This is a genomic window from Streptomyces caeni (genome assembly GCF_042678285.1).
In the GTDB taxonomy this organism is placed as follows: Bacteria; Actinomycetota; Actinomycetes; order Streptomycetales; family Streptomycetaceae; genus Streptomyces; species Streptomyces caeni.
In genome coordinates this window covers 20,278-34,650 of sequence record NZ_JBHUDX010000116.1, presented here as the reverse complement: position 1 = coordinate 34,650, position 14,373 = coordinate 20,278, and the positions used below count along the sequence as shown (strand labels likewise).

Below are 14,373 nucleotides of genomic sequence, written 5' to 3'. Positions count from 1 at the left end.
CGCCCGACGCGCGTTGGGCGGTTGTGCCCTCAGGCGGCGACCGCCTGCTGGGACTCTCCACGGGCCGTCGCCTGCGCTCCCCCGGCCCGGACGACCTCGCCGCGGTCGAGGGAGGGGACCTCGTACGTACGGTCGAGGGAGGGGTTCGGGGTGACAGTGAGGATCATGCGCGCACCACTTCCGCGCCGCCGCGCTCGATCGCGGCGGCGTCGTCGGGGCCCAGCCCGCCGTCGGTGATCAGCAGGTCCACATCGCCGAGGTCGCCGAAGCGGGCGAAGTGCTCCTGGCCGTGCTTGGAGGAGTCGGCGAGCAGCACCACCCGGCGTGCCGCCCGGATCGCCGCCCGCTTGACCGCGGCCTCGGCGAGGTCGGGCGTGGTCAGTCCGTGCTCGGCGGAGAAGCCGTTGGCGGCGATGAACGCCACGTCGGCGCGGATCTCCCCGTACGCCCGCAGCGCCCAGGCGTCCACGGCGGCGCGCGTGCGGTGCCGTACGCGTCCGCCGACCAGATGGAGCTGGATGCCGGGGTGGTCCGCGAGGCGGGCCGCGGTGGGCAGGCTGTGCGTGACGACGGTGAGCGTGGCGTCGAGGGGGACGGCCGCGGCGAGCCGGGCGACCGTGGAGCCGGCGTCGAGGATCATGGTGCCCTCACGGGGCAGCTCCGCGAGGGCCGCCTTCGTGATCCGGTCCTTCTCGTCGGCCGCGGTGGACTCCCGCTCGGCCAGGTCCGGTTCGAAGTCCAGCCGTCCGGCGGGGATGGCGCCGCCGTGCACCCGGCGTACGAGGCCGGCGCGGTCGAGAGCCTTGAGGTCGCGGCGGATCGTTTCCGGCGTGACCTGGAACTCCTCGGCCAGGGACACCACGTCCACCCGGCCGCCATCACGGGCGAGCCGGAGGATCTCCTGCTGCCGCTCCGGTGCGTACATGTCCGTTCGCCTCCGACCGATGCCCGAACGTGTGGTTTCAGGGGGAGGCTATGACGAATTTCCCGAAAAGTAAACGGGCCCGGACAAGAACCAGACGCAACCGGGCGTGAGTCAGAACCCATCGGACACGGAGCCGCCACGGACATGGAGCTGCCACGGACACGAAGGCACCACGGACACGAAGGCACCACGGACACGGAGGCACCCGGCCGGGTTCGCGCGGACGCGACCCGCCGGGCGCTGCCGGCCCACCGCTCGGCGGCCTCAGGGGACGAGCGCGGGCTCCTCGGCCGACCGCGCCTGCGCCCCCGGCGCGGCCCCGGTCTCCGTCACCGCCTCGGTCCCGGCCTCCGCCGCCGCGCCCTCCACGTGCTGCGCCGGGCGCTTCGGCAGCGCGAACATCAGCAGGAAGATCAGCGCCATCACCGCCACGACCCAGCCCAGCGCGTGCTGGAAGGCCTGTGTGAAGGCCGGACCCACCTCCGCCTGGGTCAGCCGGTCGTCGATCTCACCGAAGAAGGCCACCGACACCAGGCCGAGGCCCAGCGCGTTGCCCATCTGCTGCACCGTGTTGATCAGGCCCGACGCCGAGCCGGAGTGCTCCCGCGGCACCTCGGACAGGACCGCGTCCGTCAGCGGTGCCACGATCAGGCCCATGCCCACGCCCATCAGCACCAGCGGCAGCGCCATCTGCCAGGGGGCGATGGACAGGCCGTGGCGATGAGCCTCCGCGATGTAGAGGAGGACGCCCGCCGCCATCACCAGCGCGCCCGTCTGGAGCACCTTGCGGCCGAACCGCGGAACCAGCTTCTGCACGGACATCCCGGCCGCCGTCGAGACCGCGAGCGAGAACGGCACCCCGGTGAGGCCGGCCCGCAGCGCGCTCCAGCCGAGACCGATCTGCATGTACAGCGTCCACACCAGGAAGAAGATGCCGAGCCCGACCCCGAACACGGTCTGCACCGCGATGCCCGCCGCGAAGCTCTTCACCCGGAAGAGAGACAGTTCGACGAGCGGGGATCCGTCACGCACGGTCTTCCTCCTCTCGTACGCCACCAACGCGGCGAAGACGACGAACGAGCCCACCATCGACGCGTACCCCCACAGCGGCCAGCCCAGCTCACGGCCGCGGGTGAGGGGGTAGAGCAGCATCAGCAGACCGAGGGTGACGAGAGCGACGCCGACGAGGTCCAGGCGCAGGGCCCGCGGGGCCTTCGACTCGGTGATGAAGCGACGCCCCAGCAGGAAGGCCCCGACGCCCACCGGCAGGTTGATCAGGAAGATCGGCCGCCACTCAAGCCCGAACAGGTTCCACTCGGTGAGCAGCGCGCCGAGAAGCGGCCCGGAGACGGCACCCAGGCCGACGATCGCGCCGAAGAGGCCGAAGACCTTGCCCCGTTCGTGCGCCGGGAAGGTGACGTGCACGATCGACAGCACCTGCGGCACCATCATCGCGGCCATCGCGCCCTGCAGGATCCGCGAGGCGACGAGCATCTCCGGGTTCGCGGCGAACCCGCACAGCGCCGAGGCGATGGTAAAGCCGCCAATGCCGAGGAGGAAGAGGCGCTTACGGCCGTGGATGTCGCCGAGCCGGCCGCCGGTGACGAGCCCGGCGGCGAAGGCCAGCGCATAGCCCGCGGTGATCCACTGGATCTGGCTGAAGGAGGCGCCCGCGTCCCGCTGGATCGAGGGGATCGCGATGTTGACGATCGTGACGTCGACGAGGTCCATGAAGGCCGCGGTCATCACGATGGCGAGCGCGAACCAGCGGCGACGGTCACCCGCGCCCGGTCCGCCCGCGTCGGCCGCGTCGGCCGCGGTACTGAGTGTGCTCTCGGTGGAGGTCATGATCCGACGCTAGATCCTCATTAGGTCAGATAACGTCCTAGTGGTGCGGCACCATCGACCTCATGACGACGGACACTCCGGCCCGGCTCCTCCAATTGCTGTCCCTGCTCCAGACCCCGCGTGAGTGGCCCGGCAGGGAGCTCGCCGACCGGCTCGGTGTGTCCCGGCGCACCGTCCGGCGGGACATCGACCGCCTGCGCGAGCTGGGTTACCCCGTGCAGGCCACCAAGGGTGCCGACGGTGGCTACCGGCTGGTCGCCGGGAAGGCCATGCCGCCGCTCGTGCTCGACGACGAGGAGGCCGTGGCGATCGCGGTCGGCCTGCGCGCCGGCGCCGGGCACGCGGTCGAGGGCGTGGACGAGGCGTCGGTGCGGGCCCTGGCCAAGCTGGAGCAGGTGCTGCCGGGCCGGCTACGCCACCGCGTCGCCACACTCCAGGCCGCCACCACTCCGCTGACCAGCGGTGACGGGGCCAGCATCGCGCCCGAGACGCTGACCGTGATGGCCTCGACGATCGCAGGCCGCGAGCGGCTGCGGTTCGCCTACCGTGCCAAGGACGGGACGCCGTCACGGCGCCTGACGGAGCCGTACCGGCTGGTGTCGACGGGCCTGCGCTGGTACCTCGTCGCCTACGACCTGGGGCGCGACGACTGGCGTACGTTCCGGGTCGACCGGGTCGCCGAGCCGCTGGCGACGGGGGCACGGTTCACGCCGCGGGAGCTGCCGACGGGCAGCGCGGCGGAGTATCTGCGGCAGTCGATGGACCGCGGCCAGGGCAGGGAGACGTACACGTTCGAGGCGACGTTCGCCACGTCCGCGGAGTCGGTCGCGGCACGCGTGCCGCCGTGGGTGGGCACGCCCGAGCCGCTCGGCGAGAACGAGTGCAGGCTGATCGGCGTCACAAGTGTCCCGGTGGAATGGCTGGCGGTGCGGCTGGTCATGGCGGACTGCGACTTCACGGTGCACCGCCCGGCCGAACTGGTCGCGTACATAGGAGACCTGGGGGCGAGGCTGACGCGCGCGGCGGGCGGACGGGGCGGACATGAGCGGTCGGTCGGGGCCGGCCGCTGACGACGATCAGACCGGTCCGGGCGCCCGGCGGTTCGCAAGCGCCCTGCCGTCCCCGGGCACCCGTGGCTCTCAACGCCCCGCCGAACCGTTCCCGGGCACCCGCCTTTCCCAACGCCCCGCCGAGCCGTACCCAAACGCCCCGCCGCTCCCAATCGACCCGCCGCTCCCGAGCGCTCAGTCTCGCTCCGGACCCGGCCGGCTCTGGCTCTCCCACCCGAAGTCCCGCAGGGCGTCCAGGTTGCCCAGGGCGTGGCCGGCGAGGCCGTGGGGATCGTTGGCCGGTTCGTCGCCCGCGGCCCAGCTCTCCACGGCCACGCGAATGGCGGCGCCGGCCACTGCGGCGGCGAGACGGAGGTCGGGGGTGACGCCCGCGAACGCCTCACCGCCCGGCCGCACACGTGCGGCCGGGCCGGCCGCCACCCGCTCCGCGAGGACCTCCGCCAGCTCCTGTTCCGCCGCCCGGCAGATCTCGGCCCAGACCTTGGTGAGCGCGGGATCGCTGTGGACGAGGTGCACGAGGGTGCGCACCCACTCCAGGGACGCCGCGGGCATGCCGGTGCCGAAGGTGCGGACGGCCGCGTGCCGCAGTGCCTCCCCGACGGTGAGATCGGCGGGGGCGTCGCGGACGGCCTCCGCCCACCTGTGGGCGCCCGCCGTGAGCAGCGGGGCGAGCGCCTCCTCCTTGGTCGCGAAGTAGCGGTAGAACGTGCGGGGGGCGACCCCGGACGCACGGGCGATGTCCTCCGCACGGGTGGCCCGTGGCCCGTTCGCCATGAAGAGCCGTGCGGCGGTGCGGGCGATCTCCATCCGGGTCTCCGCCTTGCGACGCTCGGTCAGGGACGCGCCCCGCCCGCCGGTGGGCGCGCCCTCGGGGGCCTGCGTCGTACGGCCGGACGACGTCCCACCCGCACGCTGGGTACCGGTCACGGACGGCAGGTTATGCCGCTGTGGCACAATCTGCCATCCGGGTCGCCCCGGGGTTCAGGTCCGGGGCGGCCCGGCGGAGCGGCCCTGCGCGGAAACGGGCGGGCCATGGCCCGATCGGGCGTACGCCGCGCGGCACACCGGCGTGTGGCCGCGCGCACGTCACCGGACACAGGAGAGCCGGGCCCCGGCACCAGGGGGGAGTGGCGCCGGAGCCCGGCTCGGGAAGAGTCCCGCCGCCGGGGGGAGTGCGTCGGGACTCGGCTTCGGTGGGGCGGGCCGCGGGGGCCCGGCCCGGCCGGAGGGACCTGGAGGTCTTGTGCCCCAGGTCCGGGGGGTTGAAGCGATGGAACAGCGCCAACTACGGCGACGGGGGGCGGCCCCGTCGGACCAGGTCGCGCCCCGGCCGTGCGGCGGCCGTTACGCCGCCGCGTCGAACCCCGTGCTGCGGGCCAGCTTCTTCAGCTCCAGCAGCGCGTGCTTCTCGATCTGCCGGATCCGCTCGCGCGTCAGACCGTGCTCCTTGCCGACCTCCGTGAGCGTGCGCTCCCGGCCGTCCTCGATGCCGTACCGCATCTTGATGATCGAGGCGGTGCGCTGGTCGAGCCGGCCGATGAGGTCGTCCAGCTCCTCGCTGCGCAGCAGGGTGAGCACCGACTGCTCCGGGGACACCGCCGAGGTGTCCTCGAGCAGGTCTCCGAACTGTGTCTCGCCCTCGTCGTCCACCGACATGTTCAACGAGACCGGGTCACGTGCCCAGTCGAGCACGTCGTTGATGCGGTCCGGGGTCGAGTCCAGCTCGGCCGCGATCTCGGCCGGCTCGGGATCCCGCCCGTGCTCACGGTTGAACTCGCGCTGGACGCGCCGGATCCGGCCCAGCTCCTCGACGAGGTGGACGGGCAGCCGGATGGTCCGGGACTGATCGGCGATCGACCGGGTGATGGCCTGGCGGATCCACCAGGTCGCGTACGTCGAGAACTTGAAGCCCTTGCGGTAGTCGAACTTCTCAACGGCGCGGACCAGACCGGCGTTGCCCTCCTGGATCAGGTCGAGCAGCGGGAGACCGCTGCGCGGATAGCGGCGCGCCACGGCGACGACCAGTCGGAGGTTCGAGCGGATGAATACGTCCTTGGCGCGCTCCCCCTCGTCGACCAGGGCCTGAAGCTCCTCACGGGTGGCATCCGCCTTGGCCTGCTCCTCGCCGTCGAGGATCTGCCGCGCGAACACACCCGCCTCGATGATCTGGGACAGCTCGACCTCCCTGGCGGCGTCGAGCAGCGGCGTACGCGCGATCTCGTCGAGGTACATGCCGACCAGGTCGCGATCGGCGAGCTCGCCGCCATGGGCGCGAACACTGTGTGCCGCGTCAACGGCCTCGCTTTCGGCGGCCTGGCGACGGGCGACGGCACGGGTTGCCATGCGTGCTCCCTTGCGAGTGGCGGTCCCCCGTTCGAGCGGAGTCGAGAGTGGGGGAGGGCTGGCGGTGGTCGTGAATGCTTCAGTCACCCTTCCGGGTGCCCTGCATTCGATGGGAACAACGACTGCAATCCGGACAGAATTCCCAACCCGCCCCTCATTTTTTCTGATCATGCAGTACCCTGACCCGCCGCAAGGGGCACAGTGCCGTCAGAACACTCAGAGGTGCAGGTCAGGCCTGGGGTTCACCGTCGATACCCCACCCCTCGCACCACACGAGCGGCCCCTCGTCGCTCTCCCATCCGAAAGACGGCCCACACCTGCCGATGGTTGCCCTGGACGCGGACGCACAGGAGATTCCGCGGCACGCCACGTCCGGCACCCTTACCCGGGCGGGTGTACGCGACCCGGTCGGAGGTCACGGTGCCGCAGGACCCTACCCGAACTGCACCGACCTCTTCGCCAGGCCCATCCAGAAGCCGTCGATCACCGACCTGTGCGTGTCCAGCTCCCCCGTCGCGTCCGCCGCGCCCAGCGTGACGAACAGCGGGGCGAAGTGTTCCGTGCGGGGGTGGGCGAGCCGGCCCGCCGGGGAGCGGTGGGTGAAGTCGAGGAGTGCGTCGACGTCCGCGGCCTCCAGGGCGCGGTGGCCCCAGTCGTCGAACTCCACCGACCAGCCCGGTATTCCCTCACCCGTGTGGCGCAGGGCCGCCAGGTTGTGGGTGAAGAACCCGGAGCCGATGATCAGGACGCCCTCGTCGCGCAGCGGGGCCAGCTTCCGGCCGATCCCCATCAACCGGGCCGGGTCGAGGGTCGGCAGGGAGATCTGCAGGACCGGGACGCCGGCCTCGGGGAACATCTCGGCCAGCGGTACGTAGGCGCCGTGGTCCAGGCCGCGGTCCGGGACGTCCTGGACGGGGATGCCGGGTGCGCGCAGCAGTTTCCGTACGGACGCGGCGAGTTCGGGGGCGCCGGGGGCCGCGTACCGCACCCGGTAATAGTGCTCGGGAAAGCCCCAGAAGTCGTAGACGAGCGGGACCGTCTCCACCGCACCGATCGCGAGCGGGGCCTCCTCCCAGTGCGCGGAGACCATGAGGACCGCCTTGGGGCGCGGCAGCCCCGCGGACCAGGCGGCGAGCTGCCCGGGCCAGACCGGATCGTCGGCCAGCGGGGGCGCCCCATGGCTCAGATAGAGGGCGGGCATGCGCTTGGGCGCGGTGCGCTCCTCGGTGACGGCGGACATGGCGGCAGCCCCCTCCAGTTTTCATTGAAACATCAAGCTTCTTCTTGAGAGCCTATCCCTGACTTGTTTAAGTTTCAAGAAGGGGGCTCGTACAGTGGACCGCATGAAGACGGCAACCGCTGAGGACACACGCTGGCTCACCGACGAGGAGCAGCGCATCTGGCGCGCGTACATGCACGCGGTCACCCTTCTTGAAGACCACCTCGACCGCCAGCTGCAGCGCGACGCGGGCATGCCGCACGTGTACTACGGGCTGCTCGTCCAGCTCGCGGAGGCGCCGCAGCGGAGGCTGCGGATGACCGAGCTGGCCATGCGGGCGAAGATCACGCGCTCCCGGCTCTCGCACGCGGTCGCCCGGCTGGAGAAGAGCGGCTGGGTTCGACGTGAGGAATGTCCGTCCGACAAGCGCGGGCAGCTCGCGGTCCTCACGGACGAGGGCCACGAGGTGCTGGCGCGCACCGCGCCCGGGCATGTGGTGGCCGTCCGCCAGGCGCTCTTCGACCGGCTCACCCCGGAGCAGCAGCGGTCCCTCGGCGAGATCATGACGATCGTCGCGGAGGGGCTCCAACCCAAGGGCGCAGGAGCGGACCTGCCCTGGCTGCGCTGAGCGCCCGCCGGGTTCCGGCCCGGGCCCGACTACCGGACTCCAGCCCGGGCCCGACTACCGGATTCCGTCGGCGCCCCGCCGCCCTCCGGCCGAGGGCTCCGGCCAAACCGGCCGACACCCCACCGCCCTCCGGCCCACACCGGCCCGCACCGGCCCGCACCGGCCCGCACCGGCCCGCACCGGCCCACACCCCACACCCCCACCGACCTCCGGCCCACACCGGCCCGCACCGGCCCGCACCCCACCGCCCTCCGGCAGTGACGGGTCCACACTCCACGCCCCGCCCCCTCCGGCCGAGCTCCCGCAGACACCGCTCGTGCTCCCGCGGGAGCGGGCCGGGTTTCCCGCCAGCCAGGACCCTCCGTGCGGGCCGACGGCACGGGTCCGCCCCGGCTCCGACGGGTCCCGGAGCCGGGGCGGACCTCGAAGGCGTACGGACGAGGCGTCCCCACCCTCGCCCGTACGCAACGTGCCGACGTGCCGACGTGCCGACGTGCCGACCGACGTACGGCTATCCCTTGCAGGCGTGGTCAGTGAGCGACCACCGGCACCTGTACCTCGTCCTCGACGCCCTCGCCCGCGCCCTTGCCGAGAGCCGGTCCGGCACCCGGGCGTCCGGCGTTCACGAGGGTCAGGGCGATGGTGGCGGAGAGCGCGAGGATGCCGACGGCGAACCAGATCGCGTTCGTGTAGCCGTGCACCATGCCCTGCAGATGGACCAGCTGCTTCTGGGGCTCGGAGGCGGCGGTGGCGATGTGGTCCTTGATGTAGGAGGTGGTCGCCGAGGCGGCGATGGTGTTCAGCAGGGCCGTGCCGATCGCGCCGCCCACCTGCTGCGAGGTGTTGACCATCGCGGAGGCGACACCGGCGTCCCGCGGCTGCACGCCGAGCGTCGCCAGGGACATCGCCGGCATGAACGCGGTCCCCATGCCGAGGCCGAGCAGGAGCTGGGCAGGCAGCAGCAGGCCCGCGTACGAGGAGCCGATCTCCATCCGGGTCAGCAGCAGCATGCCGGTGGCGGCCACCAGGAAGCCGGGGCCCATCAGGTACCGCGGCGGTACCCGGGTCATCAGCCGCGCCCCGATCTGGGTGGAGCCCGTGATCATACCCGCGATCATCGGCAGGAAGGCGAAGCCGGTCTTCACGGGCGAGTAGCCCTTCACGACCTGCAGGTAGTAGGTCAGGAAGAGGAACAGGCCGAACATCGCGATGATCGCGAGCCCGAGGGAGAGGTAGACACCGCCGCGGTTGCGCTCGGTGACCACGCGCAGCGGCAGCAGCGGGGCCTTGACCTTGGACTCGACGAGGACGAAGGCGGCGAGCAGCACAGCCGAGGCCACGAACAGCGAGACGGTCAGGGTGTCGCTCCAGCCGTCGGACTCAGCGCGCGTGAAGCCGTACACCAGCGAGACCAGGCCGAGGGTGGACAGGACGACGCCCGGGATGTCCAGCGGCGAGCGGTTGCGGCCGCCCTCCGGCTCGTGGACGACGAAGTACGCACCGGCCGCCGCGACGATCGCGAACGGGATGTTGACGAAGAACGTCCAGCGCCAGTCCAGGTACTCGGTGAGGAAACCGCCGAGGATCAGGCCGACAGCGCCGCCGCCGCCGGCGATCGCGCCGTAGATGCCGAACGCCTTGGCGCGCTCCTTGGCGTCCGTGAACATCACGGCGAGCAGCGACAGCGCGGCGGGCGCGAGCATGGCGCCGAACACGCCCTGCAGCGCGCGGGCACCGAACATCATCGCCCCGCTCTGGGCCGCGCCGCCCAGTGCGGAGGCCGCGGCGAAGCCGGCCAGGCCGAGGACGAATGCGCGCTTGCGGCCCCACAGGTCGGCGATGCGCCCACCGAACAGCAGCAGACCGCCGAAGGCGAGGGCGTAGGCCGTGACGACCCACTGACGGTTGCCGTCCGATATGCCCAGATCATGCTGCGCGGACGGGAGGGCGATGTTCACGATGGTCGCGTCGAGGACGACCATCAGCTGGGCGAGCGCGATGAAGACGAGCGCCTTCCAGCGATTGGCGTCGGAATCGGAGGCGTCGGGGACGGGGACGCTTCGGGCTGTTTGAGACATGGACGTACCCACTTCGGGACTTCGTGACGAACAAAGTGAATGGAGCGTCGGAAGGGAGAAAAGGAGAAAAGGAGAATGGAGCGCCGGAAGAGGAATGGAGTGTCAGAAAAGGGGCGTCGAAGGGCACGGCTCGTCGACGGTGACGGCCGGAATACGAGTTGTCGGTGCAGACGGTCGAAGGCCGCGAAACTAATCGCTCAGGACTGGCGCAGATCCTCCATGGTCACGGCCGAGCCCGGCAGTTCGGAGCGGGCCGGGGCCCGCAGTCCGTCCAGGAACAGCTGTAGATGACGGTGTACGAAACGGTCGGCGCTGAGACATCCGGTACCGGCCGGAGGACGGCTGAGCTGGGCCGCGGCGACCATCAGGTCACCGACGCTGACGTCGGTGCGCAGTTGCGCGGCCGCCATGGCGCGGTCCATGAGCTCCTGGACGAGCCGCTCGCACCGCAGGCGCGCGGCCTCCAGATCCGGATGACACTTGTCGAACGTGCCGGCGATCATCGGACACAGCGCACCGATCCGCTCGTCGGCGGCGGCGTGCACGAAGCGCGAGAGCGCCTCGAAGGCGTCGCCGGTCTCGGCGAGCGCGCGTTCGGCCTCCGCGGACGTGCGGTCCATGACCGAGCAGACGACCTCGCGGACGAGCGCGTCACGGTCGGGGAAGTTGCGGTACACCGTGGCGTTGCCCACGCAGGCCCGGCGGGCGATCTCGTCGAGCGGCACGTCGGGACCGAACTCGACGAACATCTCCCGGGCGGCGGCGACGATCCGCTCCCGGTTGCGCAGGGCGTCGGCACGCGGCCGGGTCGCTCGGCGCTGCACGGGGGTCGCGGTCTGCACGGCGTACTCCTCGGTGAGGTGCGGCACGATCCGGGGATCGATTCCCCGTTTCACTGGACACCCCCTAAACGGGGAATCGATCCCCGGTTATTTCCCGACCACGGCACCTCGTCGCGTGACCTGCATCACATGGCATGCGACCTGCATCGCACACCCTGCCTTCGGGTGCCCGCAGCCCGCCCACGCCTGCCCGCTGCCCCCCTCACCCTCTCCGCGCCCGGGAACCCCTCGTTCGGTCTCCTTCAGCGCGCGCCCCCGCACTCCGCGACTCAGGGTGATCGCAAGGGCGCAGCCGGGGACGGAGGCTGCCGTGGAGCGAAGGGCACCGCATGCAGCCGTCGAGCCGCCGGATAGGCCCGCGCCGCGTCGCCGCCCTCGCCTCGGTCACGGCTCTCACCCTGGCGGTCTCCACCTCGGCCACCACCGGACGTCCGACGGGCCCCGCCGCCCCGGCCCGTTCCACGGCTCTGCGCCCCTGCATGATCCACGGGCGCGTCGGGGTCCAGATGTCGGAGGGCGTCCCGACCTCCTCCGGCTACGCCCGCGCCACCGGCGTCGTCCGCGCCGTCAACCTGATGGTCGACTTCTCCGACGCACCGGGGCGGGGCAGCGCGCTCAGCCGGCTCGCGGAGTTCTTCCCGCAGACCCGGCGCTGGTTCGCCATCAGCTCATACGGCCGTCTCGACTACCGCCCCGAGGCTCCCATCCGCCACTGGCTGCGCATGCCCAGGCCGTTCAAGGCTTACGGGATAGCACGCGGCGCCCCCTTCGACCCCGGCTACCGCCGGCTGGTCCAGGACATCGTGGCGGCCGCCGATCCCGAGGTGGACTTCCGGCGCTACCAGCTGGTGAACGTGCTGGTCACCCCCAACGCCGGCCCCTCCGCGCTCGACACCGTCCTGTCGGTGACCTTCGCGGACAACGGCGGGGCACCCGTCGCCGACGGCGTGCCGGTCGCCAACGCGTCCTTCATCTACAGCCGCCAGGACGACGGCTCCGGCTCCTACGCCGTGACCGGCTACCGGGTGCTGCCGCACGAGAACGGGCATGTCTTCGGACTGCCCGACCTCTACACCCAGGAGGGCGGCGGCGCGGTCGGGCACTGGGACATCATGAGCGAGGACTGGGGCGCCGACAACGACCTGCTCGCCTGGCACAAGTGGAAGCTCGGCTGGCTCGACGACTCCCAGGTCGGCTGCGCGACCACCCGGGGCACCACCGCGTACACGCTGACCCCGCTGGCCCGCGCCGGGGGCCGCAAGCTGGTCTTCATACCGATCGGTCCCACCGCCGGGTACGCCCTCGAACTGCGTACCCGCGAGGGCAACGACGCGGCGGTGTGCCGGCCCGGCGTCCTCGTCTACCGGGTCGACTCCGGCGTCGACTCCGGCAACGGCCCCATCACGGTCTACGACTCCCGTCCCGACAGCGGCGGCTGCACCCGCAGCCCGAACGTGCAGCCCGAGCTGTCCGACGCCCCGTTCGTCCCCGGGGAGACCTTCGAGGACCCCAAGGCGGGAGTCGCCGTCAGCGTCGTCGCGAGGAACCCGTCCGGCGGCTACCGGGTACAGGTGACCCGGCGGTGACGGCCACCGGGCCGCACGGACCCGGCCGCCGCGCGACGCCTGGCAGGCGTGCGGCGTGGGGGAACTCGACGTCCTCACCCCGCCCGGCATTACCGTGACCCCATGGTCCCGAATGTCACGCCGGCGCCGGACACCGCCGCGCCCGCCGACGCCGTCGCCCCCCTGGTGCGTGGGCTCACCGTGCTGCGGCGGCTCACCGAGGCCGACGGCAGCTGCAGCCTCAGCGCCCTGGAGCGGGCCAGCGGGCTCGCCCGGTCCACGGTCGACCGGATCACGGCGACGCTCGCGCGCATGGGGTACGTCCGGCTCGACGGCCGGGACGCCGTGCTCGCCCCGCGGCTGATGGAACTGGGCAACGCGTACCTGGCGGCGCTGCGGCTGCCGGAACTGCTGGATCCGCACGCGGACGCGCTCGCCGACGAGTTGGACGAGTCGGTGTCGCTCGCGGTCGCCGACCGCGACGGCATCCGCTTCATCCACCAGGCGACCAGGCGCCGCGCGATGTCGCTGAGCTTCCGCATCGGCGATCTGCTGCCCGCCGAGCGGACCGCCCCGGGGCCGCTGTTCGCCACCGAGTGGGACGATGCGGACTGGGCGTGGTGGCGGGCGCGGCGGGCCGCGGACCCCGAGGACCGCGGCTTCCCGACGGTGCCGGCACGCAGCCGCCCGCCCGGAGGATCGGCCGACGGCGCCCTGGACGGCGACTTCAAGGAGCGTACGGAGCGGGCGCGGGCGCAGGGATGGGCGCTGGACGACCAGTTGATCGAGCCGGGCCTGGTGGCGCTGTCGATGCCGGTACGGGAGGCGGGCGGCCGCATCGCCTGTGTGGTCAGCGTGGTGAGCCACACCAGTCGGCACTCGGCGGACGGTCTGCGCGCGGCGCTGCTGCCGCGGCTGCGCACGGCGGTGGCGGCCATGGAGCGCGAGCTGTGCGAGGCGACGCCCGCCGCGCCCGAGGCCCCGTCCGGTCTCGCGGTCTGGACGGGGGCGTCCAAGCAGGAGCTGGGGCGGGAGTTCGTGGAGTCGCTGGCCCGCGGACTGACGGTGATCACCTCCTTCGGGGGAGGGCGTTCGGAACTGACGCTGAGCGAGGTGGCCGGGGCGACGGGGCTGGCGCGGGCAACCGCCCGGAGGGCGCTGATCACGCTGGAGCATCTCGGATACGTCACCGCGCGGGGCCGTGTCTTCCGGCTCACCCCGCGCGTGCTGGGCCTCGGCTACCCGCCGCTGTCCCGCGCGACGCTGGCGGACATCGCCCTCCCGCATCTGACCGCACTGTCCCAACTCGTGCACGAGTCGGCCTCGTTGGGGGTGCAGGTGGGCGACGACGTCCAGGTGACCGCGCGGGTGGCCCCCAGCCGCATCATGAGCGTCGACGTCGCGGTCGGAACGCGCCTGCCCGCGTACACGACCTCCCTGGGGCGGGTCATCCTGGCGGACCCGCCGAAACCGCCGCTGCCCGGGCGGGCCTCGCCGCAGGCGTCGGCGGACCGGGACCCGGGCGGGCTGGAGGCCACACTGGAGGCCGTGCGGCGAGAGGGATACGCCTTGGTGGACGGGGAGTTGGAGGAGGGGCTGCGGTCGATCGCGGTGCCGGTGCGGGAGCGCGGGGGCCGAGTGGTGGCGGCGGTGAACGTCGCCCTGCACAGCAGCCGCCGCACGGTCGAGCAGTGCCTCACCGAGGTGTTGCCGGAGCTGCGCGCGACGGCGGCACGGATCGAGGCGGACCTGCATGTGGCCGGGCGGTTCAGGAAGGTGGCGAGCGGCTGAAGTACGGGGAAGCCGTGGAGCGGCTGAAGTGCGGGAAAGCCGTGGAGCGGCTCCGGACGGGGGA

At 72.3% G+C, this 14,373-nt stretch carries 11 protein-coding genes and 1 pseudogene; 4 read left to right on the top strand and 8 right to left on the bottom strand.

Annotation, left to right across the window (positions count from 1 at the left end):
• Positions 1 to 32: 32 nt before the first annotated feature.
• From ACFSL4_RS34465 to ACFSL4_RS34455, 3 genes and pseudogenes are all read right to left on the bottom strand, one after another.
• Positions 33 to 167: pseudogene (locus ACFSL4_RS34465) on the bottom strand (1-phosphofructokinase); the annotation flags it as partial.
• A complete protein-coding gene (locus tag ACFSL4_RS34460; RefSeq protein WP_381091679.1) occupies positions 164 to 925 on the bottom strand; it encodes a DeoR/GlpR family DNA-binding transcription regulator in 762 nt (253 codons plus the stop codon). The gene ACFSL4_RS34460 and the pseudogene ACFSL4_RS34465, both read right to left, overlap by 4 nt.
• 264 nt (positions 926 to 1,189) lie before the next feature.
• The gene (locus ACFSL4_RS34455) at positions 1,190 to 2,773 is read right to left on the bottom strand and encodes an MFS transporter (protein WP_381091677.1); all 1,584 of its coding nucleotides are present in this window, start codon (positions 2,771 to 2,773) and stop codon (positions 1,190 to 1,192) included.
• Between the two features lie 62 nt (positions 2,774 to 2,835).
• On the opposite strand from ACFSL4_RS34455, the gene ACFSL4_RS34450 reads away from it, so the two are divergent.
• Positions 2,836 to 3,843 (top strand): helix-turn-helix transcriptional regulator, encoded by a 1,008-nt coding sequence (locus ACFSL4_RS34450; protein WP_381091675.1) that lies wholly within the window; start codon positions 2,836 to 2,838, stop codon positions 3,841 to 3,843.
• 174 nt (positions 3,844 to 4,017) lie between these two features.
• Here ACFSL4_RS34450 and ACFSL4_RS34445 read toward each other — a convergent pair whose 3' ends face one another.
• From ACFSL4_RS34445 to ACFSL4_RS34435, 3 genes are all read right to left on the bottom strand, one after another.
• Positions 4,018 to 4,770: a TetR family transcriptional regulator gene (locus tag ACFSL4_RS34445; RefSeq protein WP_381091673.1), complete on the bottom strand. Its 753-nt coding sequence runs from the start codon at positions 4,768 to 4,770 to the stop codon at positions 4,018 to 4,020.
• A gap of 417 nt (positions 4,771 to 5,187) precedes the next feature.
• On the bottom strand, positions 5,188 to 6,186 hold the full coding sequence (locus ACFSL4_RS34440; protein ID WP_381091671.1) for a sigma-70 family RNA polymerase sigma factor: 999 nt from the start codon (positions 6,184 to 6,186) through the stop codon (positions 5,188 to 5,190).
• A 433-nt stretch (positions 6,187 to 6,619) separates the two neighbouring features.
• Complete coding sequence (locus ACFSL4_RS34435; protein WP_381091669.1) at positions 6,620 to 7,426, bottom strand: dioxygenase family protein; 807 nt, start codon at positions 7,424 to 7,426, stop codon at positions 6,620 to 6,622.
• Positions 7,427 to 7,529: 103 nt separating this feature from the next.
• On the opposite strand from ACFSL4_RS34435, the gene ACFSL4_RS34430 reads away from it, so the two are divergent.
• Positions 7,530 to 8,033 (top strand): MarR family winged helix-turn-helix transcriptional regulator, encoded by a 504-nt coding sequence (locus ACFSL4_RS34430; RefSeq protein WP_381091667.1) that lies wholly within the window; start codon positions 7,530 to 7,532, stop codon positions 8,031 to 8,033.
• A gap of 530 nt (positions 8,034 to 8,563) precedes the next feature.
• Here ACFSL4_RS34430 and ACFSL4_RS34425 read toward each other — a convergent pair.
• Positions 8,564 to 10,111: an MFS transporter gene (locus ACFSL4_RS34425; RefSeq protein WP_381091665.1), complete on the bottom strand. Its 1,548-nt coding sequence runs from the start codon at positions 10,109 to 10,111 to the stop codon at positions 8,564 to 8,566.
• A 197-nt stretch (positions 10,112 to 10,308) separates the two neighbouring features.
• On the bottom strand, positions 10,309 to 10,953 hold the full coding sequence (locus tag ACFSL4_RS34420; protein WP_381091713.1) for a TetR/AcrR family transcriptional regulator: 645 nt from the start codon (positions 10,951 to 10,953) through the stop codon (positions 10,309 to 10,311).
• A 329-nt stretch (positions 10,954 to 11,282) separates the two neighbouring features.
• Here ACFSL4_RS34420 and ACFSL4_RS34415 point away from each other — a divergent pair, with 329 nt between their 5' ends.
• Positions 11,283 to 12,539, top strand: a complete 1,257-nt coding sequence (locus tag ACFSL4_RS34415; RefSeq protein ID WP_381091663.1) for a M6 family metalloprotease domain-containing protein — start codon at positions 11,283 to 11,285, stop codon at positions 12,537 to 12,539.
• Between the two features lie 102 nt (positions 12,540 to 12,641).
• Complete coding sequence (locus ACFSL4_RS34410) at positions 12,642 to 14,309, top strand: IclR family transcriptional regulator domain-containing protein (protein ID WP_381091661.1); 1,668 nt, start codon at positions 12,642 to 12,644, stop codon at positions 14,307 to 14,309.
• Positions 14,310 to 14,373: the final 64 nt, after the last annotated feature.

Excerpts from the sequence above, each read along its gene's own strand:
- ACFSL4_RS34425 (WP_381091665.1), bottom strand. The coding sequence starts at position 10,111 with ATGTCTCAAACAGCCCGAAGCGTCCCCGTCCCCGACGCCTCCGATTCC.
- ACFSL4_RS34460 (WP_381091679.1), bottom strand. The coding sequence starts at position 925 with ATGTACGCACCGGAGCGGCAGCAGGAGATCCTCCGGCTCGCCCGTGAT.
- ACFSL4_RS34440 (WP_381091671.1), bottom strand. The coding sequence starts at position 6,186 with ATGGCAACCCGTGCCGTCGCCCGTCGCCAGGCCGCCGAAAGCGAGGCC.
- ACFSL4_RS34450 (WP_381091675.1), top strand. The coding sequence starts at position 2,836 with ATGACGACGGACACTCCGGCCCGGCTCCTCCAATTGCTGTCCCTGCTC.
- ACFSL4_RS34455 (WP_381091677.1), bottom strand. The coding sequence starts at position 2,773 with ATGACCTCCACCGAGAGCACACTCAGTACCGCGGCCGACGCGGCCGAC.
- ACFSL4_RS34415 (WP_381091663.1), top strand. The coding sequence starts at position 11,283 with ATGCAGCCGTCGAGCCGCCGGATAGGCCCGCGCCGCGTCGCCGCCCTC.
- ACFSL4_RS34430 (WP_381091667.1), top strand. The coding sequence starts at position 7,530 with ATGAAGACGGCAACCGCTGAGGACACACGCTGGCTCACCGACGAGGAG.
- ACFSL4_RS34410 (WP_381091661.1), top strand. The coding sequence starts at position 12,642 with ATGGTCCCGAATGTCACGCCGGCGCCGGACACCGCCGCGCCCGCCGAC.
- ACFSL4_RS34435 (WP_381091669.1), bottom strand. The coding sequence starts at position 7,426 with ATGTCCGCCGTCACCGAGGAGCGCACCGCGCCCAAGCGCATGCCCGCC.